At 61.3% G+C, this 20557-nt stretch carries 14 protein-coding genes and 6 pseudogenes; 14 read left to right on the forward strand and 6 right to left on the reverse strand.

Going from position 1 to position 20557, the window contains the following annotated elements; translation table 11 throughout:
* Positions 1–37: 37 nt before the first annotated feature.
* Together LJU32_01015 and LJU32_01020 are read left to right on the forward strand one after the other, a co-directional pair.
* Positions 38–1765 (forward strand): peptidase C13, encoded by a 1728-nt coding sequence (locus tag LJU32_01015; protein ID WKV89119.1) that lies wholly within the window; start codon positions 38–40, stop codon positions 1763–1765.
* A 26-nt stretch (positions 1766–1791) separates the two neighbouring features.
* Positions 1792–2433, forward strand: coding sequence for an oxidoreductase (locus LJU32_01020; GenBank protein WKV89120.1), 642 nt, complete (start codon positions 1792–1794; stop codon positions 2431–2433).
* Positions 2434–2561: 128 nt separating this feature from the next.
* On the opposite strand, the gene LJU32_01025 is transcribed toward LJU32_01020, so the two are convergent.
* The 4 genes from LJU32_01025 to LJU32_01040 form a co-directional block, all read right to left on the reverse strand.
* Positions 2562–2846 (reverse strand): YceK/YidQ family lipoprotein, encoded by a 285-nt coding sequence (locus tag LJU32_01025; GenBank protein WKV89121.1) that lies wholly within the window; start codon positions 2844–2846, stop codon positions 2562–2564.
* On the reverse strand, positions 2839–3486 hold the full coding sequence (gene ubiX / locus LJU32_01030) for a flavin prenyltransferase UbiX (protein WKV89122.1): 648 nt from the start codon (positions 3484–3486) through the stop codon (positions 2839–2841). The genes LJU32_01025 and ubiX overlap by 8 nt, the downstream gene beginning before the upstream one ends.
* Positions 3483–4832, reverse strand: coding sequence for a UDP-N-acetylmuramate:L-alanyl-gamma-D-glutamyl-meso-diaminopimelate ligase (gene mpl, locus LJU32_01035; protein ID WKV89123.1), 1350 nt, complete (start codon positions 4830–4832; stop codon positions 3483–3485). The genes ubiX and mpl overlap by 4 nt, the downstream gene beginning before the upstream one ends.
* Before the next feature lie 197 nt (positions 4833–5029).
* The gene (locus tag LJU32_01040) at positions 5030–6940 is read right to left on the reverse strand and encodes a sigma-54-dependent Fis family transcriptional regulator (protein ID WKV89124.1); all 1911 of its coding nucleotides are present in this window, start codon (positions 6938–6940) and stop codon (positions 5030–5032) included.
* A 302-nt stretch (positions 6941–7242) separates the two neighbouring features.
* Between LJU32_01040 and LJU32_01045 the strand changes: the two are divergent.
* The 12 genes and pseudogenes from LJU32_01045 (at position 7243) to LJU32_01100 (ending at position 18114) form a co-directional block, all read left to right on the forward strand.
* Positions 7243–8762 (forward strand): annotated as a pseudogene (locus LJU32_01045) (aldehyde dehydrogenase).
* A gap of 172 nt (positions 8763–8934) precedes the next feature.
* Positions 8935–10385 (forward strand): annotated as a pseudogene (gene eat, locus LJU32_01050) (ethanolamine permease).
* Positions 10386–10437: 52 nt separating this feature from the next.
* Positions 10438–11832 carry an ethanolamine ammonia-lyase subunit EutB gene (locus LJU32_01055; GenBank protein WKV89125.1) on the forward strand — a complete coding sequence of 465 codons (1395 nt, stop codon included), beginning with the start codon at positions 10438–10440 and terminating at the stop codon, positions 11830–11832.
* Between the two features lie 5 nt (positions 11833–11837).
* A complete protein-coding gene (eutC, locus tag LJU32_01060) occupies positions 11838–12662 on the forward strand; it encodes an ethanolamine ammonia-lyase subunit EutC (protein WKV89126.1) in 825 nt (274 codons plus the stop codon).
* Between the two features lie 115 nt (positions 12663–12777).
* Positions 12778–13239, forward strand: a complete 462-nt coding sequence (locus LJU32_01065) for a GNAT family N-acetyltransferase (GenBank protein WKV89127.1) — start codon at positions 12778–12780, stop codon at positions 13237–13239.
* Positions 13240–13467: 228 nt separating this feature from the next.
* Positions 13468–14117: pseudogene (locus LJU32_01070) on the forward strand (DedA family protein).
* A gap of 4 nt (positions 14118–14121) precedes the next feature.
* Complete coding sequence (locus tag LJU32_01075; protein ID WKV89128.1) at positions 14122–14934, forward strand: zinc-dependent peptidase; 813 nt, start codon at positions 14122–14124, stop codon at positions 14932–14934.
* Between the two features lie 112 nt (positions 14935–15046).
* Complete coding sequence (gene ppa / locus LJU32_01080; protein WKV89129.1) at positions 15047–15574, forward strand: inorganic diphosphatase; 528 nt, start codon at positions 15047–15049, stop codon at positions 15572–15574.
* A 317-nt stretch (positions 15575–15891) separates the two neighbouring features.
* Positions 15892–16638 (forward strand): helix-turn-helix transcriptional regulator, encoded by a 747-nt coding sequence (locus LJU32_01085; protein WKV89130.1) that lies wholly within the window; start codon positions 15892–15894, stop codon positions 16636–16638.
* A 424-nt stretch (positions 16639–17062) separates the two neighbouring features.
* Positions 17063–17302, forward strand: a complete 240-nt coding sequence (locus tag LJU32_01090) for a type II toxin-antitoxin system RelB/DinJ family antitoxin (GenBank protein ID WKV89131.1) — start codon at positions 17063–17065, stop codon at positions 17300–17302.
* Positions 17292–17587 (forward strand): annotated as a pseudogene (locus LJU32_01095) (type II toxin-antitoxin system RelE/ParE family toxin). Before LJU32_01090 ends, LJU32_01095 begins: the two are co-directional and overlap by 11 nt.
* Before the next feature lie 92 nt (positions 17588–17679).
* Complete coding sequence (locus LJU32_01100) at positions 17680–18114, forward strand: hypothetical protein (protein WKV89132.1); 435 nt, start codon at positions 17680–17682, stop codon at positions 18112–18114.
* 8 nt (positions 18115–18122) lie between these two features.
* Here LJU32_01100 and LJU32_01105 read toward each other — a convergent pair.
* Positions 18123–18934 (reverse strand): annotated as a pseudogene (locus LJU32_01105) (DUF2135 domain-containing protein).
* Between the two features lie 3 nt (positions 18935–18937).
* Positions 18938–20556: pseudogene (locus tag LJU32_01110) on the reverse strand (DUF2300 domain-containing protein).
* Position 20557: the final 1 nt, after the last annotated feature.

Genomic DNA, 20557 nt, shown 5'->3' on the forward strand with positions numbered 1-20557 from the left:
GCGGCATACTCGGTCGCCTAATTGCCCGGATCCCGCTATGCGCTCAATCGCTCGACTTGCACCCCTTGCCCTGACCCTGATGCTCACCGCTTGCGGCGACGGCGAATCGCTGTTGCCGCCGGATGCGCGCCTGCCCGATGGCGGTCGCTATCGCGGGGAACTGGTCGACGGCTTGCTGCAAGGTCAGGGCCGCGTCGATTACCCCAACGGCAGCTGGTACGCCGGGGAATTCGATAAGGGTCAGTGGCACGGCCAAGGCGAATGGCACGGCAGCAATGGCGAGGTCTATCGCGGCCAGTTCCAGCAAGGGCTGTTCGATGGTCAGGGCAGCCTGAGCACCAATGCCAGCAGCTACACCGGTGGTTTCAAGCAGGGCCGGCGCGAGGGCGAAGGCACGCTGAAAGAAAACGGCATGACCTATCGCGGCGAGTTCAAGGCTGACCAGTATTCCGGCCTCGGCCGTCTGGAAATGGATGACGGCAGCTCCTATCAAGGCCAGTTCGCCCACGGCAAACCCAACGGCGAAGGCCAGCGCGGCGATGCCAGCGGCAATTCGTTCACGGGCCATTTCGTCAACGGCCAACTGGAAGGCAACGGCACTTACACCAGCGCCGACGGTGATATCTATGTCGGCGGCTTCAAGAACAATCAACTGCACGGCAAGGGCCGCTACGAGAACGCCGACGGCGACGTCTGGCTCGGCCAGTTCAAGGAAGGCGCGCTGACTGGCAAGGGCGAATTGATCGGTGCCGATGGCAGCCATTACATCGGTGTATTCAATGACTGGCGCTTCACCGGTCAGGGCCGCTTGAACCTCGCCGATGGCAGCTTCTACATCGGCGGCTTCGACAACGACAGCTATTCAGGACGCGGCACGCTGGTGCTGACCGATGGCAGCGTGCTCAGTGGCACCTGGATCAACGGCCAACGCGTGCGCGACGCCGACGGCAAATTGCTCCCCGACACCCTCGAGCTCGGCTTGCTCGCCCAAGGTCGTTTGCTCGACGAGGCGCTGGCGGCGATCCCTGCTTCGACTCCGGCCGTCGAGTTGTACACCCTGACCCTTGGCGGCGACGGCAAGCAAAGCGTATTCCTGCGCGAATCCGATTACGTCGCCAACATGCTCAATACGCGCTTCGGCGCCTTCGGCCAGATCCGCTTGGTCAATCACCGCGATCATCTCGGCGACCGGCCGATGGCCACCCGGGAAAACCTGCGCCGCGCCGCGCAAGCCCTTGCCGAACGCAGCGGGCCGGAAGATCTGCTGTTCATCTATCTGACCAGCCACGGCACCGCCGAGCATGAACTGGTGCTCGATCAGCCGCGCATGGAACTGGCAGACCTGCCCGCCGATGAACTCGCCGCCGTGCTCGCGCCGCTGAAGCATCGCGACAAGGTCATCGTGATTTCCTCGTGCTATTCCGGCGGTTTCATCCCGGCGCTGAAAGACGAACGCACGCTGATCATGACCGCCTCACGCGCGGATCGGGTGTCGTTCGGTTGCTCGGAAGAAGCCAACTTCACCTACTTCGGTGACGCACTGTTCGCCCAGGCGCTGAACCAGACTGATGACCTTGAGCAGGCATTCAAACTGGCCAAGGCCACCGTCGCCGAGCGCGAACTGGCCGACGGTTTTGAAGCCTCGGAGCCGCAGATCTGGGCGCCGAAAACCGTGCTCTCGCACTGGCAACTGCTGCGTAAACAGCAGGCGCGTAAAGCTTTGCAAAGCAGCGCATTGAACGACGCGGCGAAAAAAGGCAACTAAGCTGAACAGTATCAAGGAGAGACACTATGTACTTGACGCCTCAGCACGTATTGCTTGCCGGAGCCACCGGACTGACCGGTGAACATCTGCTCGACCGTTTGCTCAACGAGCCAACGATTACCCGTGTCCTCGCCCCTTCGCGCCGGCCGCTGGCCGAGCATCCGCACCTGGAAAACCCGGTCGGCGACCCGCAGGCGTTTCTGCCGCAGCTCAGCGGCCGGGTCGATATCGCCTACTGCTGCCTCGGCACGACGATCAAGCAGGCCGGTTCCGAAGAAGCCTTTCGCGCAGTCGATCTGGACATGGTCGTGGCGTTTGCCAAACGCGCGCGGGAGATGGGCGCGCGGCATCTGATCGTGATCAGTGCGATTGGTGCCGATCCGAATTCCTCGGTGTTCTACAACCGCGTCAAAGGCGAAATGGAACAGGCCCTGCGCGCGCAGAACTGGCCGCAGCTGACCATTTGCCGACCTTCGCTGTTGCTCGGCGAACGCACCGAACCGCGTCTGGTCGAGCAACTGGCCGGGCCGTTGTCGAAGCTGATTCCGGGGAAATATCACGGCATCGAAGCGTGCCAGCTGGCGCGAGCGATGTGGCGCCTGGCGCTGGAAGAACAGGATGGCGTGCGGGTGATTGAATCGGATGAGCTGCGCAAGTTAGGCAAATAACTCCGGGACTTTGTGGTGAGGGGATTTATCCCCGTTCGGCTGCGCAGCAGTCGTCGCTTTTACAATTTTTTTGGGGGCGCTTCGCACCCCAGCGGGGATAAATCCCTCGCCACAAAGGTTGTGCGCCCCTACAATCCGCCAGTCGCCTGAAATCCCACGCCAATCACCGTCAGCAACGACAACGGCAACAGCAACGTATCGAGCAGCGCACTGGCCGGCAGGTCCACTCCCGGGTAGCTCGGCGCCTCGGCACCGAACCTGTCCTTTGCACAACATCCGCCGTTCAACGCATACAAATCCAGCCGCGTCCCGGCGTACACCACCGGTGCGCCGGGTTTCGCCGCATCCAGCGTGCGCGCGGTGGCACATCCGCCCAATTGCAGCGCCAGCACAAGCACCAGCAGCTTATTCATCGCTGCTCAGGTGATGCTCGCCCCAGCGCGGCAGCATGTCCTGCGGGATGCCGAGCAGATTGAGAATCCGCGCCACAACGAAGTCGATCAGATCATCGATGGTTTGAGGCTGGTGATAGAAGCCCGGCGAGGCCGGCAGAATGGTCACGCCCAGATTCGACAGCTTGAGCATGTGCTCCAGATGAATGCTCGAATACGGCGCCTCGCGCGGCACCAGTATCAACTGACGGCGCTCTTTCAGCGTAACGTCCGCCGCGCGTTCGATCAGGTTATTGCAGGCGCCGGTGGCAATCGCCGACAGCGTGCCGGTCGAACACGGCACTACCACCATGGCCGCCGGCGCGCCGGAGCCGGAGGCTACCGGCGACATCCAGTCTTCCTTGCCGTACACGCGAATCTGCCCGGCTGCGGCGCCGGTGTATTCAGTGAGAAACGCCTGCATCATCTGCGGTTTGTTCGGCAGCGACACGTCAGTCTCGGTGGCCATGACCAATTGCGCAGCCTTTGAGATCAGGAAGTGCACTTCGCGATCTTCGCGCACCAGGCAATCAAGCAGGCGCAAACCGTACTGCGCGCCAGAGGCGCCGGTCATCGCCAGGGTGATGCGTTCCGGGCCGCCGGCCTGAGAAAAAGTGTTCATTGCAGTGCCTCGGCGAGCTTGCCGTGCAGGCCACCGAAGCCGCCGTTGCTCATGATCACCACGTGAGTACCGGGCTGCGCCTGGCTCTTCACGCGTTCGATGATGCCTTCCAGCGAATCGCTGACGATGGACGGCACGGTGCACAGGGCAGCGGTCGCGCCAAGGTCCCAGCCGAGGTTGGCCGGGGCATACCAGATCACCTGATCGGCATCGACCACGCTGTCCGGCAGACCGTCACGGTGGGCGCCGAGCTTCATCGAATTGGAGCGCGGCTCGATGATCGCAATCAGTGGTGCGTCGCCGATGCGTTTGCGCAGGCCGTCGAGGGTGGTAGCGATGGCGGTCGGGTGATGAGCAAAGTCGTCGTAAATGGTGATGCCGCGCACTTCGGCGACTTTCTCCATACGCCGTTTGACGTTCTTGAACGCGCTCAACCCAGCAATGCCCATCGACGGCACGACGCCAACGTGACGCGCTGCGGCCAGAGCGGCAAGGGCGTTGGCGACGTTGTGTTGACCGGTCAATTCCCACTCGACGGTGCCTTGCGACACGCCTTCGAACATCACTTCGAACGCCGAACCGTCTTCGCTGAGCAGCTTGACCTGCCACTGACCGCCGGCGCCGGTGGTTTGCACCGGGGTCCAGCAGCCCATTTCAATCACGCGTTGCAAGGCCGGCTCGGTGGTCGGGTGGATGACCAGCCCTTCGCTCGGGATGGTCCGCACCAAGTGGTGAAACTGACGTTCGATGGCCGGCAGATCGGGGAAGATGTCCGCATGATCGAACTCAAGGTTGTTGAGGATGGCGGTGCGCGGACGGTAATGGACAAACTTCGAGCGTTTGTCGAAAAAGGCGCTGTCGTATTCGTCAGCCTCGATCACAAAAAACGGCGTACCGCCCAGGCGCGCCGATACCGAGAAATTTTGCGGCACGCCGCCGATGAGGAAACCCGGGCTCATGCCGGCATGTTCCAGCACCCAGGCGAGCATGCTGCTGGTGGTGGTCTTGCCGTGGGTGCCGGCAACGGCCAGTACCCAGCGACCTTGCAGCACATGGTCGGCCAGCCACTGCGGGCCGGAGACGTACGGCAGGCCTTTGTTCAGCACATATTCCACCGCCGGGTTGCCACGGGACATGGCATTGCCGATCACCACCAGATCCGGCGCCGGATCGAGCTGTGCCGGGTCATAGCCCTGCGTCAGCTGAATGCCCTGGGCCTCGAGCTGCGTGCTCATCGGCGGATAGACGTTGGCGTCGGAGCCGGTGACGTGATGGCCCAGCTCTTTGGCCAATACGGCCATCGAGCCCATGAAAGTCCCGCAGATACCCAGAATATGAATGTGCATAGTCGACCTCGTAAAACATGGCCGCAGGTTAGCGTAGGGAGGGGGAAATGGCACTCTTTAGCTGAGGGGTGGGCCTGTTCGACCTGATCGTTCCCACGCTCTGCGTGGGAACGCAGCACGGGACGCTCTGCGTCCCAAAGCGGACGCGGAGCGTCCGGGAGGCGTTACCACGCGGAGCGTGGGAACGATCAGGTCGGTCAGGCAGAGCGGGCAATACCGTGTTTGCGAAGCTTTCTATATAGCGTATTGCGACTGACCCCCAGTTGCTCTGCCGTACGACTCATATGCCACCGCGCCTGCTCCAGCGCGCCAAGCAATGCCAAGCGCTCGGCGTCATCCAATGGCTGCGCGGCAGTCTGCGCAGGCACAACCGCCGGCCGCGCCTGCCGAATCATCACCGGCAAATCCTCAACGCCGACCCGCCCGCCATCACACAACGCCGCCAGCGTACGCAGGACATTGCGCATCTGCCGCACATTACCCGGCCAATTGAACGCCAGCAGCGCCTGTCGTGCCGGTTCGTCGATCAGAATCGTTTCGCCGCCAGCCTCCTCGGCCAACAGGAAATCCAGTAGCTGCGATTTATCACTGCGCTCACGCAACGCCGGCAGCGCCACTTCCAGCCCGTTCAAGCGGTAATACAGATCCTCGCGAAAACTGCCGTCCTCGACCCGCTCGAGCAGATTGCGATGCGTCGCACTGATGATGCGCACGTCCACCGCTTGCGGTTCACCACCAATCGGCACCACTTGGCGATCTTCCAGCACTCGCAGCAAGCGCGTTTGCAACGCCAGTGGCATGTCGCCGATTTCGTCGAGGAACAAGGTGCCGCCATCGGCCTGTTGCAGCTTGCCGCGCATGCCGTCCTTGCGCGCGCCGGTGAAGCTGCCGCCGCGATAGCCGAACAGTTCGCTCTCGATCAGGCTTTCCGGAATGGCCGCGCAATTGAGTGCGACGAAGGCGTTACCGGAGCGCTGGCTGGCTTGGTGCACAGCCTTGGCGAACGCTTCCTTGCCCGAGCCGGTTTCGCCGTTGATCAACAACGGCACGTCGCGCTCGAACACGCGGAGGGCTTTGCGAAACTCCGCCTGCAACGCTTCATCGCCGAGGCAGATGCCGGACAGGCGTGGCGCTGGAGCAGCGATTGGCGCTGGAACAATGGCTGTCGGCTTGCGCGATTCGCCGCGCAACACGGCAAACAGATGTCGACCATCGCGGGTGCGCAGTGGCCAACTGGCACTGGCGTTGGCGCTCGCCCGCCCGAGCAGGTCATCCAGCGAACAATCGAAAAACGCTTCCACCGGTTTACCGAGCAAACCGCCGCGAATATGCCCGAGCAGGTTCAGGGCGCTCTGGTTGACTGCGCTGATTCGCCCTTCGCCGTCAAACGCCAGCAGCCCTTCACTGAACAGGCCGACGGACTCGGCCTGCAGATGAAAACGCAGCAACCATTGATTATCAAAACAGCGCAGGAAGTAGCAGCTCTCGATCATCTTCGCCGACAGATTGACCAGCGCCATGGTGTGGAACTGGCTTTGCCGCGACACGTCCGGCCGCGCCGAGGACACGTCGAGTACCGCCAGCAATTCACCATGTGGATCGAACACCGGGCTCGCCGAGCAGGTCAGCCCGGTGTGGCGGCCGCGAAAGTGTTCGTCCTGGTGAATGGTCAGCGCCTGCCGCTCGACCAGGCAGGTACCGATGCCGTTGGTGCCTTCGCAGGCCTCGCTCCAGTCGGCGCCGAGCCAGAGACCGGCACGCTCGAAAATCTTCCGTTCCGCCGGCGCGGTGACGCAATTGAGGATCACACCGCGCGCGTCGGTCAGCAGCACCGCGTGACCGGCACCGGAGAGTTGTTGATGCAGGCTGCTCATCTCGGTGCCGGCGATCTGCAGCACTTGTTGCAGACGTTCGCGGCTTTCCAGCACTCGGCCATGCTCGAGCACGGTCGGCGCCATGGTCACAGAAGGATCGAGGTGATAGTCCTCAAGGCAACGCAGCCACGAACGGGCGATCGATGGATCGGCGCCGGGGCCGTGCAGGTGCGGTTTGCCCTGGGTGACGGTGAGAACCTGACGGGCATGGCGACTCAAATGGTTGTCGTGCATTTCTTATTGTTCTCCCCGGGGCGCGATGGCCCAAAGCATGAGGTGACGCCCAGCATCCTCCAGCGGCTCCGGCAATGCAATGCTGGCAAGACCGTCCGGTCACGGGCTGTGTCGCAAGCGGTACAAACTGTCACCCGCGCTGTACCGAATCCGTCACAGCGCCTCTCCGTTCGTCCGAGACAAACCGGCCAAGCCCTTGATTTGCCTGCGCTGCACGGCAGTGGCCCGGCCCTTGCTCTACGCTTATAGCAAGCGCACTTGCGCGTTTCTCTAATAAGTACAAAGCCAAGGAGAACATCATCATGCGTTACGCCCACCCCGGTACTGACGGCGCCAAAGTCTCGTTCAAGAGCAAGTACGGTAACTACATCGGCGGCGAGTTCGTCGCACCGGTCAAAGGTCAGTACTTCACTAACACCTCGCCGGTCAATGGCCAGCCAATTGCCGAATTCCCCGCTCCACCGCCGAAGACATCGACAAGGCGCTGGACGCTGCCCACGCCGCCGCCGATGCGTGGGGCGCCACTTCCGTGCAGGCGCGTTCACTGATCCTGCTGAAAATTGCCGACCGCATCGAAGAAAACCTCGAATTGCTGGCGATCACCGAAACCTGGGACAACGGCAAAGCCATCCGCGAAACCCTCAACGCCGACATCCCCTTGGCCGCTGACCATTTCCGTTATTTCGCCGGTTGCCTGCGCGCTCAGGAAGGCAGCGCTGCGGAAATCGACGGCAATACCGTGGCTTACCACATTCACGAACCGCTGGGCGTGGTCGGCCAGATCATTCCGTGGAACTTCCCGCTGCTGATGGCTGCGTGGAAACTCGCGCCAGCGCTGGCCGCCGGTAACTGCGTGGTGCTCAAGCCTGCCGAGCAAACCCCGCTGGGCATCTGCGTGCTGATGGAGCTGATCGGCGACCTGCTGCCGCCGGGCGTGCTCAACGTCGTGCAGGGCTTCGGCAAAGAAGCCGGCGAGGCGCTAGCGACCAGCAAGCGCATCGCCAAAATTGCCTTCACCGGCTCGACCCCGGTCGGCTCGCACATCATGAAATGCGCAGCGGAAAACATCATTCCGTCGACCGTGGAACTGGGCGGCAAGTCGCCGAACATCTTCTTCGAAGACATCATGCAGGCCGAGCCGAGCTTCATCGAAAAGGCCGCCGAAGGTCTGGTGCTGGCGTTCTTCAATCAGGGCGAAGTGTGCACCTGCCCTTCCCGCGCGCTGGTGCAGGAATCGATCTATGACGAATTCATGCAGGCCGTGATGAAGAAAGTCAGCCAGATCAAACGTGGCGACCCACTGGACACCGACACCATGGTCGGCGCCCAGGCATCCGAGCAGCAATTTGACAAGATCCTCTCGTACCTGGAAATCGCCAAGGGCGAAGGCGCGGAACTGTTGACCGGCGGCAAGGTGGAAAAACTCGAGGGCAGCCTGGCCACTGGTTATTACATCCAGCCGACCCTGCTCAAGGGCACCAACAAGATGCGCGTGTTCCAGGAAGAAATCTTCGGCCCGGTGGTGAGCATCACCACCTTCAAGGACGAAGCCGAAGCCCTGGCGATTGCCAACGACACCGAGTTCGGTCTCGGCGCCGGACTGTGGACCCGCGACATCAACCGCGCCTACCGCATGGGCCGCGCAATCAAGGCTGGTCGGGTGTGGACCAACTGCTACCACCTCTATCCGGCGCATGCCGCATTCAGCGGTTACAAGAAGTCCGGCGTCGGGCGTGAAACCCACAAAATGATGCTCGACCATTATCAGCAAACCAAGAACCTGCTGGTGAGCTACGACATCAATCCGTTGGGATTCTTCTGATCCTGCGATGCTGATCGTTCCCACGCTCCGCGTGGGAACGCCTCAACGGACGCTCCGCGTTCGGTTTCGAAGGGACGCGGAGCGTCTAGGGCTGCATTCCCACGCAGAGCGTGGGAACGATCAGGTTCCTGGCTGTAGCCGGGCCAATAAAACAATAAAAATGGTGAACCCTATGCCAAGCGAATCCCCGGCCGGCGCTCCGGCGACCGGCTCCTCCGTCGACTTCGAAAAAGTCGGCACCGATTACTTCCAACAACGCGAACTGAAAAAGGCGCCGCCGGCTGGGTCCTGCTGGTGGGCCTCGGCGTCGCTTATGTGATTTCCGGCGACTACGCCGGCTGGAACTTCGGCCTCGCCCAGGGTGGCTGGGGCGGCATGTTTCTCGCCACGCTGCTGATGGCGACGATGTACCTGTGCATGTGCTTTTCCCTGGCCGAATTGTCCTCGATGATTCCCACCGCTGGCGGCGGCTACGGTTTCGCCCGCAGTGCGTTCGGGCCGTGGGGCGGGTTTCTTACCGGTACCGCAATCCTTATCGAATACGCCATCGCCCCCGCTGCCATCGCGGTGTTCATCGGCGCCTATTGCGAGTCGCTGTTCGGCATTGGCGGGTGGATGATCTATCTGGCGTTCTACATCATCTTCATCGCTATCCACATTTTCGGCGTCGGCGAAGCGCTCAAGCTGATGTTCATCATTACCGCTGTCGCCGCGCTGGCGCTGGGGGTGTTTCTGGTGGCGATGGTGCCGCACTTCGACGTCGCCAACCTGCTCGACATCCCGGTGACCACTGCGGTCGGTGCCAGTCCGTTTCTGCCGTTCGGCTATGTCGGCGTCTGGGCGGCGATTCCCTATGCGATCTGGTTTTTCCTCGCCGTCGAAGGCGTGCCGCTGGCGGCGGAAGAAACCAAAAACCCCAAGCGCGACCTGCCGCGCGGGCTGATCGGGGCGATGCTGGTGCTGCTGATGTTCGCACTGCTGATTCTGATCGTCGGCCCCGGCGGCGCCGGTGCGAATTCGCTGCTGACTTCGGGTAACCCGCTGGTCGAAGCACTGAGCAAGGCCTACGGTGGCTCGACGTGGATGGGCAGCTTCGTCAATCTCGTCGGTCTGGCCGGACTGATCGCCAGCTTCTTCTCGATCATCTACGCCTACTCGCGGCAGATCTTCGCGCTGTCGCGGGCCGGTTACCTGCCGCGCAAACTGTCGCAGACCAACAAGAGCAAGGCGCCGGTGCTGGCCCTGGTGATTCCCGGGATCATCGGCTTCGGTCTATCGCTGACTGGCCAAGGCGATCTGCTGATTCTGGTCGCGGTGTTCGGGGCTACCATTTCCTATGTGCTGATGATGGCCGCGCACATCACCCTGCGCATCCGTCGCCCCAAAATGGACCGGCCGTACCGCACGCCGGGCGGCATTTTCACCTCGGGTGTGGCGCTGGTACTGGCGTGCATTGCCGTGGTGGCGGGCTTCCTCGTCGATCCACGGGTGGTGATCGGCGCCGCGATCATCTATGGAGTGTTAATTGCTTACTTTGCTTTCTACAGTCGGCATCACTTGGTAGCAGGCACGCCGGAAGAGGAATTCGCGGCGATTCAAAAAGCTGAACAAGCCTTGCACTGATTGTCGAAAACCACGGCGCAGACGCATTCTGCGCCGTCACGGAGAACGCTGAATGGCCAGTTTTGCTCACACGGTCGGCGCGCAGACTTACCGCTTCGACAGCCTCAAAGATGTCATGGCCAAGGCCAGCCCCGCCCGCTCGGGGGATTTTCTCGCCGAGATTGCCGCGCTCAACGACGGCGAACGGGTGGCCGCGCAAATGGCCCTGGCGGACATCCCGCTCACCCACTTCCTGCAAGAAGCGCTGATTCCCTACGAAGCCGATGAAGTCACCCGGCTGATCATCGACACCCACGACAAACAAGCCTTCGCCGTGGTCAGCCACCTCACGGTCGGCGGCTTTCGCGACTGGCTGCTCAGTGATGCGGCGGACGAAACCAGCCTGCGCGCCCTCGCCCCCGGCCTGACCCCGGAAATGGTCGCCGCCGTGTCGAAGATCATGCGTGTACAGGATCTGGTGCTGGTCGCGCAGAAAATCCGCGTGGTCACCCAATTTCGCGGCACCCTCGGTTTGCGCGGGCGCCTGTCGACCCGCCTGCAACCCAACCACCCGACCGATGAGCCGTCCGGCATTGCCGCGAGCATTCTCGACGGCCTGCTCTACGGCAACGGCGATGCAATGATCGGGGTCAACCCGGCCACCGACAGCATCGCTTCGATCTGCGCGATGCTGGAGATGCTCGACGCGATCATCCAGCGCTACGACATTCCCACCCAGGCCTGCGTGCTGACCCACGTCACCACCTCGATCGAGGCGATCAACCGTGGCGTGCCGCTGGATCTGGTGTTTCAGTCGATTGCCGGCACTGAGGCAGCCAATGCCAGTTTCGGCATCAACCTCAACGTGTTGCAGGAAGGCTACGACGCCGGCCTCAGTCTCAAGCGCGGCACCCTCGGGCAGAACCTGATGTATTTCGAAACCGGTCAGGGCAGCGCGCTGTCGGCCAACGCCCACCACGGCGTCGATCAACAGACCTGCGAGACAAGGGCCTACGCCGTGGCGCGACATTTCAAGCCGTTCCTGGTGAACACCGTCGTAGGATTTATCGGCCCGGAATACCTCTACAACGGCAAACAGATCATCCGCGCCGGCCTCGAAGACCACTTCTGCGGCAAGCTGCTCGGCGTGCCGATGGGCTGCGACATCTGCTACACCAACCACGCCGAAGCCGATCAGGATGACATGGACACTCTGCTGACGTTGCTCGGCGTCGCCGGGATCAACTTCATCATGGGCATCCCCGGCTCCGACGACATCATGCTCAATTACCAGACCACTTCGTTTCACGACGCTTTGTACGCCCGCCAGACCCTGGGCCTGAAACCGGCGCCAGAGTTCGAGCAATGGCTGGCCAACATGGGCATCTTCACCCAGGCGGACGGCAAGGTTCGCTTCGGCAACAATCTGCCGCCGGCCTTCCGCCAGGCCTTGGCGCACTTGGGATGAGTCTTATGGAAAAACCACCGGTCGATCCGCAAAACCCCTGGCTGGAACTGCGCCGCCTGACGCCGGCACGCATTGCCCTGGGCCGCACCGGCACCAGTCTGCCGACGCGGGCGCAGCTGGATTTTCAGTTTGCCCACGCCCAGGCCCGCGATGCCGTGCACCTGGCCTTCGATCACAGCGAAATCAGCGCACAACTGAGCGAGCGCGGGCGGGAAACCCTGGCACTGCAAAGCGCCGCGCCGGACCGACACACCTATCTGCAACGCCCGGACCTGGGGCGCAAACTCAGCGATGAGTCGGCGCAGACCTTGCGCGACTACGCCAGCGCCCACCCAGGCGGGGTCGACCTAGTGATGGTCGTCGCCGATGGCCTGTCGGCACTGGCAGTGCACCGCCACACCCTGCCATTCCTGACGCGCCTGGAAGAACAGATGAGCGGCGACGGCTGGTCCGTGGCGCCGGTGGTGCTGGTGGAACAGGGTCGCGTTGCCATCGGTGACGAGATCGGCCAGTTGCTCGGGGCGAAGATGGTGGTGATGCTGATCGGCGAGCGTCCGGGCCTGAGTTCGCCGGACAGCCTCGGGCTGTATTTCACCTATGCGCCAAAGGTCGGCCTGACCGACGCGTATCGCAACTGCATTTCCAATGTTCGGCTTGAAGGCTTGAGCTATGGCATGGCGGCGCATCGCTTGCTGTATCTGATGCGCGAGGCCTGTCGGCGGCAGCTGTCGGGGGTCAATCTGAAGGATGAAGCTCAGTTGCACACATTGGAGGCCGACGACGCTGTCGACATGAAAGGCAACTTCCTGCTCGATCCACCCCCAGCCTGAACCGTTTCCGCATTGCCTTTCTGCGCTGCTTTCAGGCAGGATCGACGCACGGCCGCCCGGGTTTCCCATCGCCGTCAGAGCAGTTGAAGACAGCCACTTGAAGACGAGACCTATCATGCGGATTATTCAAGCGACCCTCGAACATCTGGATTTGCTGACTCCTTTGTTCGTCAAATATCGCGAGTTCTACGGCTCCCTGCCTTACCCGGATTCCTCCCGCGCGTTCCTCGAAAAACGCCTGCGCCGCAAAGAGTCGGTGATCTATCTGGCCCTGGCCGACGATGACGACAAGAAACTCATGGGCTTCTGCCAGCTATATCCGAGCTTTTCGTCGCTGTCGCTCAAACGCGTGTGGATTCTCAACGATATCTACGTTGCTGAAGACGCGCGCCGGCAACTGGTCGCCGACAACCTGATCCGCACTGCGAAGAAAATGGCCAAGGAAACCCAGGCCGTGCGCATGCGCGTCTCGACCAGCGCGAACAACGAAGTGGCGCAGAAAACCTACGAATCGATCGGCTTCAAGGAAGACACCGAGTTCAAGAACTACGTACTGCCGATCAGCGACGAGCTCTGACTCCAACGGCTTCGGTGATGAGGGAGTTCGCTCCCTCGCCACGGCCGCCCCTTCCCTGACAATTGCTCACTTCGCGACACTCCCCGCTACAAAACCGGCGCGCTTTTCAGCGGTCAGACCGTATAATCCCGATCTTTCCGGCTTGTAAGAAAAACTACACCCCGCTGTAGGCTTACACGAAGTCATCCGCACAGGCCTGCCGAGTCGGGCCGTCATACAGGTGCCCCCATGGATTTCAACCCGCTCGACCTTATCCTGCATCTCGACGTGTACCTCGATTTGCTGGTGAACAACTATGGGCCATGGATTTACGCCATCCTGTTTCTGGTGATCTTCTGTGAAACCGGTCTGGTGGTGATGCCGTTCCTGCCGGGCGACTCGCTGCTGTTCATCGCGGGCGCGGTGGCGGCCGGCGGCGGCATGGATCCAGTGCTGCTCGGTGGCCTGCTGATGCTGGCGGCGATCATGGGCGACAGCACCAATTACGTGATCGGACGCACGGCCGGGGAGAAGCTGTTCAGCAACCCGAACTCGAAAATCTTCCGTCGCGATTACCTGCAAAAACCCACGACTTCTATGACAAGCACGGCGGCAAGACCGTGACCATGGCGCGCTTCCTGCCGATCATCCGCACCTTCGCGCCGTTCGTTGCCGGTGTGGCGCGGATGCCGTACCCGCGTTTCTTCGGCTTCAGCGTGCTCGGCACCATCCTCTGGGTTGGCGGTCTGGTCACCCTGGGTTATTTCTTCGGCAACGTGCCGTTCATCAAGAAAAACCTCTCGCTGCTGGTGGTGGCAATCATCCTGCTGTCGCTGGTGCCGATGATCATCGGCGTGGTGCGCAGCCGTTTCGGCGGCACCAAAGTGCAATCGCACTGATCCGATGTGGTCTCTGAGCGCCTGGCGTCGCCGGCGCATCCTGGCCAGCCACCCGATTGCCGACGACCTGTGGCAACGGGTGCGCCACCAACTCTCCTTCCTCGACGGCATCAGCGCGGCTGAAGACCAGTGGCTGCGCGAAGCCTGTGTGCTGTTTCTCGACGACAAACACCTGACCGCCCTGCCCGGCGTCGAACTGCATCAGGAACAGCGCCTGCTGCTCGCCGCCCAGGCGCAGTTGCCGTTGCTGCATCTCGGCGATCTGAACTGGTATCAGGGCTTCCACGAGATCGTTCTATACCCCGATGACTTCCTCAGCCCGCAACGCCATCGCGATGCCAGCGGCGTCGAACATGAGTGGGATGGCGAACACAGCGGTGAAGCCTGGCAGCAGGGGCCGGTGATTCTCGCCTGGCCCGGCGTACAGGCCAGCGGTGGCTGGGAAGGCTACAACCTGGTGATTCATGAATTGGCGCATAAGCTCGACATGCTCAACGGCGACGCCAACGGCCTGCCGCCGCTGCACGCCGACATGCGCGTCAGCGACTGGGCCGAAGTGATGCAGGCCGCCTACGACGACCTCAACCGCCAGCTCGACCACGATCCAGACGCCGAAACCGCCATCGATCCCTACGCCGCCGAGAACCCGGCGGAGTTCTTCGCCGTCACCAGCGAATACTTCTTCAGCGCCCCGGATCTGCTGCATGAGGCTTATCCACAGGTCTACTTGCAACTGCAGCTTTTCTACCGGCAGGATCCGTTGGGCAGACTGCGGCAACTTCAAGCCACAGACCCGGTCTATCAGGCGCACGACTAAGCTCTGCACGACTTCTGGTACGTGGCGTCGCCGTAGGAATGTGCCTATAATCGCCGCCACTTTTTGGTCAATCCGGCCAAGTGTTTTTGGTCAACTACGGGGGCAACGCCCAATGAGCTACAGCAAGATTCCGGCTGGCAAAGACCTGCCGAACGACATCTACGTCGCGATCGAGATCCCGGCCAACCACGCGCCGATCAAATACGAAATCGACAAAGACAGCGATTGCCTGTTCGTTGACCGTTTCATGGCCACCCCAATGTTCTACCCGGCCAACTACGGTTACATCCCGAACACCCTGGCTGACGATGGTGATCCCCTCGACGTGCTGGTCGTGACCCCTTACCCGGTAGCGCCAGGTTCGGTAATCCGCGCCCGTCCGGTCGGCATCCTGAACATGACCGACGACGGCGGCGGCGATGCCAAAGTCATCGCAGTGCCACACGACAAGCTGTCGCAGCTGTACGTCGATGTGAAGGAATATACCGACCTGCCACCCCTGCTGATCCAGCAGATCGAGCACTTCTTCGCGAACTACAAGGATCTCGAGAAGGGCAAGTGGGTCAAGATCGAAGGCTGGGCCGGTGCAGACGCCGCCCGCGAAGCGATCACCAAGTCGGTTGCCGCCTACAAGGGCTAAGCCATTGCGCTTCGCGTGACGCTTGAAAAAACCCCGGACTTCCGGGGTTTTTTGTTATTGGCGTCTGCATAATCGACTCGGTTGTTCAGGTCGATGTCACTCGAAATACACCCTGGTCGGCCCCTCTCCCTTCGGGAGAGGGTTGGGGTGAGGGCCTCTTGAAAAGCCCGACTAAACAAACCGTTTAAATTCCTACATGCAGTTTTAATCTGTTTAATTTCCCACAAGCACGTCTTACATCCCGTCGCAAAATACAGGCTTTTTTTGAACGCCCGGTTTATTCAAACCGCTCTGGTCCGGCCGTAGACTCCGTGTTTATGAGAAAGAACACTAGCGGTCCACGATTCAAGGCACTCCTGGAAGCAGCGAACATCAGCACCACGGATTTCGCAAGGTTCTGGGGCACGGAAGCCCAAAACGTTCATAACTGGTACACCCGGGGCGTCCCGGCGTATCGCATGGAAGAAGTCTCACGCCTGTTGTCGGTCAATAGTGAATGGCTGAAAACCGGGGAAGGCGTCAAGGAGGTCCCGCGCCTGCACCCACCCGCCAGCAATGGCGACACGTTCGACGCCCAGTCGATCTGCGGCGTCTACACCGTCATCAACCCCAGCGACATCGATCTGGCCTTCTTCAAGGAAACCCCGATCGCCAATGGTGATGGCAAAACCCACGTCATTCTCGACCCCGACCAATCCCTGCGCCTGCCCCGCGCCCACCTCGATCAACTCGACATTCAGCACGCCAACGCCATCTGCGCGCACATGATCGGCAACAGCATGGCCGATCGCATCGAAGACGGCTCCATCGTCGCCATCGACCGCGGCCTGACCCAAGTCGTCGATGGCGAAATCTACGCCGTAGAGCATGACGGCATGCTGCGCATCAAATACCTGCACCGCATGCCCGGCAATGGCCTGCGCATGCGCAGCCACAACAGCGCCGAATACCCCGACGAGGTCTTCCGGCCGGCGCAGATCGAAGAGCAGCGGATTCACATTCTTGGCTGGGTATTCTGGTGGTCGACACTGGGCAAGCGCCGGCCGGTGGTGCCGTTTCTATGACAGTTCACTCGAACCTGTGGGAGCGGGCTTGCACGCGAAGAGGCCCTGACAACCGATACAAATCCCGAGTTTGTACCGCTTCAGTCGCTCTAAACCGCACTTGAGGCTGGGAATCCAGAGCAAAACTCAGTATCCTGCGCCCCACATTCGCGCATCGACCCGCCCAGCGGCTCGGATGACGCCCGACGCGGCAGACCAACGTCTGACCAAGTCCCACAGCCGGACGCAAGATCCGGATGTACGTTTTGAAGGCTGGCGCGGTTTACCAAAAATAAACCAAGTCAGTCTCCGAGAAGCCGGCCACAAGCCGGCTTTTTAATGTCTGCAAAAAGGCTACGCCTACCGTCCGGAACTTGAATTCTCACTTGTCGAGAACGCGACCCTCTTGTTACCGTAACGACAACCGTCATTACAGCATTCCATCATGGCTTCCATCAACATCCGCATCGATGATGATCTGAAACAGCGCTCCTTCGCCGAACTCGAAAAGCTCGGCGTCACGCCGTCGGAGCTTCTGCGCCAAACCCTCCAATATGTAGCAGAGCGGGGCAAGTTACCCTTCAAAGCGGCGCTGCTCAGTGAAGAAGATGAAGCGCTGATTGCCGTAGTCACCGAACGTCTCGCATCCCCTCAGCGGGTCAAAGTGAGTCTGGATGACTTATGAACTTGAGTTTGATCGACGTGCATTAAAAGAATGGAACAAGCTGGGCGATACGGTTCGCCAACAGTTCAAACAAAGTTGGCTGAAGTCTTGGAGAATCCGCGAATCGAAGCCAATCGGCTTCGCGAGCTACCAGACTGCTATAAAGTGAAATTGAAAAACGCCGGTTATCGCTTGATCTATCAGGTACTTGATCACGAAATTCTGGTGTTCGTGGTCGCGATAGGCAAACGTGAGCGGGAGGCCGCCTACGAGGTTGCGCAAGATCGGTTGCCATCCCGGACCTGATTTCGAAACATCCCATTTGCCGGACGCACGCCGCCGAGGTGCAAAGGGCTGATCATTGTAGAAAGTCACAACGCGTACAAGGAAGTTAAAACATGCGTCTCGCATCTCGCCACGCATCCGTTGAATCGATGATCCTCATCGCTGCTCTGGGCTTGTGCCTCTCCGGCTGCGTCGGTGCCATCGTGGCGTTGCCTGAGAAAACCACACTCAGAACTGACGAGTACAAAGCTCTAAGTGCTCGTTCGCTCACGCCAGCGATTACCCGAACCGCGCAATCAGCCCCTACCCGAGAATGGTGTGGCGTCACGGTTTGGGCGTTGATCATTCCTGTTCCGCTGAAATTGCCCGTGTGTACGTCGTACTCCGAGCAGTCCTTTGGCAGCGACGAATCTGGAGATGAAACCGTTTTGCTCTATTCAAAACAAACGGTGCCGTCGCCGTTCTACGCCTGCGGCCCGTTCATGATGCTGGGGCCGATTGTGCATGGTTATCAGGGCAATGCGCTTTGCGGCGTTTTTCCAAATTAGCCGGGAATTCACGGATAACTGAACGACTTCACCAACGTCAGCTCCCCGCTGTCCGCATCGGCACTACAAACGTCTCCATCTTCTCGCTCGGCGTGCCTTCTTCAGTAATCACCGTCACCTGCGCCGTGGTCAGCGCCTGCACCGCTTCATCCCCTCCTTCGTCATCTCCGCGATACCCGCCGCCGTAATAATTCACGTACACCAGATACTGCCCCTTGATCGGCGCGGGCATGGCGGCGATTTCGGGACCGTAGCCGGTGGTGACGTCGACGTCCAGGGCGGCGCCGTTGGCGGCGCTGCGGTTGCCGTACCAGATGTGGGCGCCGTCGGGGGTGATCAGGTGCAGGTCGAGGTCGGTGCCGTCGCTGTCCCAGGCCAGCAGCACGCGCAATTTGGCCGGGGTGGCGCCGCCGCGGGCGTTGAGGAACTGCGTGCGGTGGCGTTGCTGGCCGTCGGCGCTGCGCACTTCGACGCTGTTGCTGCCGTTGGGGAAGGAGAACGGCCGATCAAAGCCGCCGGCGGGGTCGATTTTCAATGGCATGCTGACGCCGTTGACGATCAGGCGTCCGGGTTCGCCGCTCTTCGGCACGGCTTTGATCTGACCGCTGATTCTGGCGGTATTGGCCTGACCAAGCGGTGTGTTGACCGACGAGGCCGGGTAGTTGACGGTCTGGCGAAAGCTCTCGCCCTCGCCTTCTGGCGCGCCGCTGCGCCAGCCGCCGACCGGGGTGTCGAGTTTGACGCCCTCGGCGGCGAACGCTTGCGGCAGCACGTTGAGGGCACAAAGCAGCAGCAAGACCTGTGGATAACGGAGTGTCATGGTCTATTCCAGCAAAAGGTGACGGGCGAGCCCTTCGATGTAGGTTTCATCCTGGCCGTGGGGTGTGCTTCGAAGGCCAGGTGCAGATATTCATGAGTCAGGTCGAGGCGATCCTGCAGGGTCAGCACGCCGCGCACGTAAATGCGCTGGCGTTCGCGGTCGACGAAGGGCCGGCCGAAGGCGAGTTTGCATACGGCAAACGTGCTGACTTCGTTGTAGCCGGTTTCGCTTTCGAGCCTCGGACGCCAGCCGCGTCGCTGTTTCTGCAGCCAGTCTTGCGCGGCGGGCAATGCTTCGCAGGAGGCGACCGGGTTGTCCCAGCGGCTGAGGCTGGCGCGCGGATAAGCGTGCAGCAGAATCGCGTCGTAACGCTGGCCGGCGTTCGCTTGCTCGACGGCTTGCTGCCAAGCGAGTTTGTCCGGACCGGGTTGGTCGGAGTGATAGGTGACGGTGCTGCCGGCCAGTACCAGATCCGCCGTCCACGCCGCAATGTTGCGCGACTCGGCGGAAGCAGGACGCGGGGCGACGCGCTGGCGATTGCTGCTGTCGTCGATGCTCAGGCAATCGCCGTTGCGCGTGGCGTTTTGCAGCAGATAGGTGCGGATCGCTACGGCCAGCGCTTTGGCGGCTTCGGCGGGTTGCGGTTTGGCTTCGCGCTCAAGGACGCGAGCGACATACTCCTCGCGATCAAGCCTTGCGACGAGTTTGTCGTTGAGCAGAAACAGTTCGCCGTCGCTGTGGATATCCAGCGCGTTGCCGTTGGCGAATTCGACGCGGTAATCGCCGCGCAATGGCCCGGACGTGGCAACACGATCCCCGGCCAGAACCTTCGAAACCGGATATTTCGAAAACAGCCCGACTTCCACACAGCGCCCTGCGTCCGCTGGCCAATCCGTCGGTAATACGCTGGCCAGCGCCTGAGCGTAATGACGCAGGACCATTTGACTGGTACCGCGCCCACCCGCCCAGATCGGCGCGCCGTCGGCGGTCCAGCCAGCGAATCCACCCTGGCGCGATTGTGCATCCTGGTCGCCGAGCCAGCTCCATGTTTTCACCCGCAGGCGCCCGCCCAACTCGCCGACGACATTGCCGTCCGCCGCGTTCAGTACGACATCGAGCAACACCCGACGCATCTGATCCTGCGCTGGCAGCAACGCCAGAACGCTCAACAACTCGGCAACTGAAACCCTTGTTGCCGGTTGCACGGCTGGCAAATCCAGCAACCACGACGGCGCCTGCCGCGCCTGCCAATACGCTCGCCAATCCGTCGCTGCGATGCCCAACCGCGCCGGTTCGAAATACAGACCGCAGGACTTCACCAGTGCCTGATCCCGCTCGATCCTGCCGCCCGCCGCGCAGCAATAAACTTCTTCTTTGGACTGCCCGCGACATTCATACGCCGGTTCCCGTGCACCGGTATCCACCAGCCACGCGTAGACGAACAACTTCCACAGACTGCCCAGCGGCGCATCCAGCGACGCTGGCAACGGTTCGCGCTTGATCAGTTGCGTCTGACTCAACGACAACAACTCGCCCTGATAGGCCACGCGCAATGGCTCGTCCTGCGCTGTCGCCAGCGCAGGCATCACACACATCAGCAGCCACAACAGCGGCCGGCGCATG

Source organism: Pseudomonas sp. B21_DOA, from assembly GCA_030544685.1.
Taxonomy (GTDB): Bacteria; Pseudomonadota; Gammaproteobacteria; order Pseudomonadales; family Pseudomonadaceae; genus Aquipseudomonas; species Aquipseudomonas fluorescens_AO.

Coding starts and splice junctions, on each gene's coding strand:
- LJU32_01025 (WKV89121.1), bottom strand. CDS start 2,846: ATGAATAAGCTGCTGGTGCTTGTGCTGGCGCTGCAATTGGGCGGATGT.
- ppa (WKV89129.1), top strand. CDS start 15,047: ATGAGCTACAGCAAGATTCCGGCTGGCAAAGACCTGCCGAACGACATC.
- LJU32_01100 (WKV89132.1), top strand. CDS start 17,680: ATGCGTCTCGCATCTCGCCACGCATCCGTTGAATCGATGATCCTCATC.
- LJU32_01065 (WKV89127.1), top strand. CDS start 12,778: ATGCGGATTATTCAAGCGACCCTCGAACATCTGGATTTGCTGACTCCT.
- LJU32_01015 (WKV89119.1), top strand. CDS start 38: ATGCGCTCAATCGCTCGACTTGCACCCCTTGCCCTGACCCTGATGCTC.
- LJU32_01090 (WKV89131.1), top strand. CDS start 17,063: ATGGCTTCCATCAACATCCGCATCGATGATGATCTGAAACAGCGCTCC.
- LJU32_01040 (WKV89124.1), bottom strand. CDS start 6,940: ATGCACGACAACCATTTGAGTCGCCATGCCCGTCAGGTTCTCACCGTC.
- LJU32_01085 (WKV89130.1), top strand. CDS start 15,892: ATGAGAAAGAACACTAGCGGTCCACGATTCAAGGCACTCCTGGAAGCA.
- LJU32_01075 (WKV89128.1), top strand. CDS start 14,122: ATGTGGTCTCTGAGCGCCTGGCGTCGCCGGCGCATCCTGGCCAGCCAC.
- LJU32_01055 (WKV89125.1), top strand. CDS start 10,438: ATGGCCAGTTTTGCTCACACGGTCGGCGCGCAGACTTACCGCTTCGAC.
- LJU32_01020 (WKV89120.1), top strand. CDS start 1,792: ATGTACTTGACGCCTCAGCACGTATTGCTTGCCGGAGCCACCGGACTG.
- mpl (WKV89123.1), bottom strand. CDS start 4,832: ATGCACATTCATATTCTGGGTATCTGCGGGACTTTCATGGGCTCGATG.
- eutC (WKV89126.1), top strand. CDS start 11,838: ATGGAAAAACCACCGGTCGATCCGCAAAACCCCTGGCTGGAACTGCGC.
- ubiX (WKV89122.1), bottom strand. CDS start 3,486: ATGAACACTTTTTCTCAGGCCGGCGGCCCGGAACGCATCACCCTGGCG.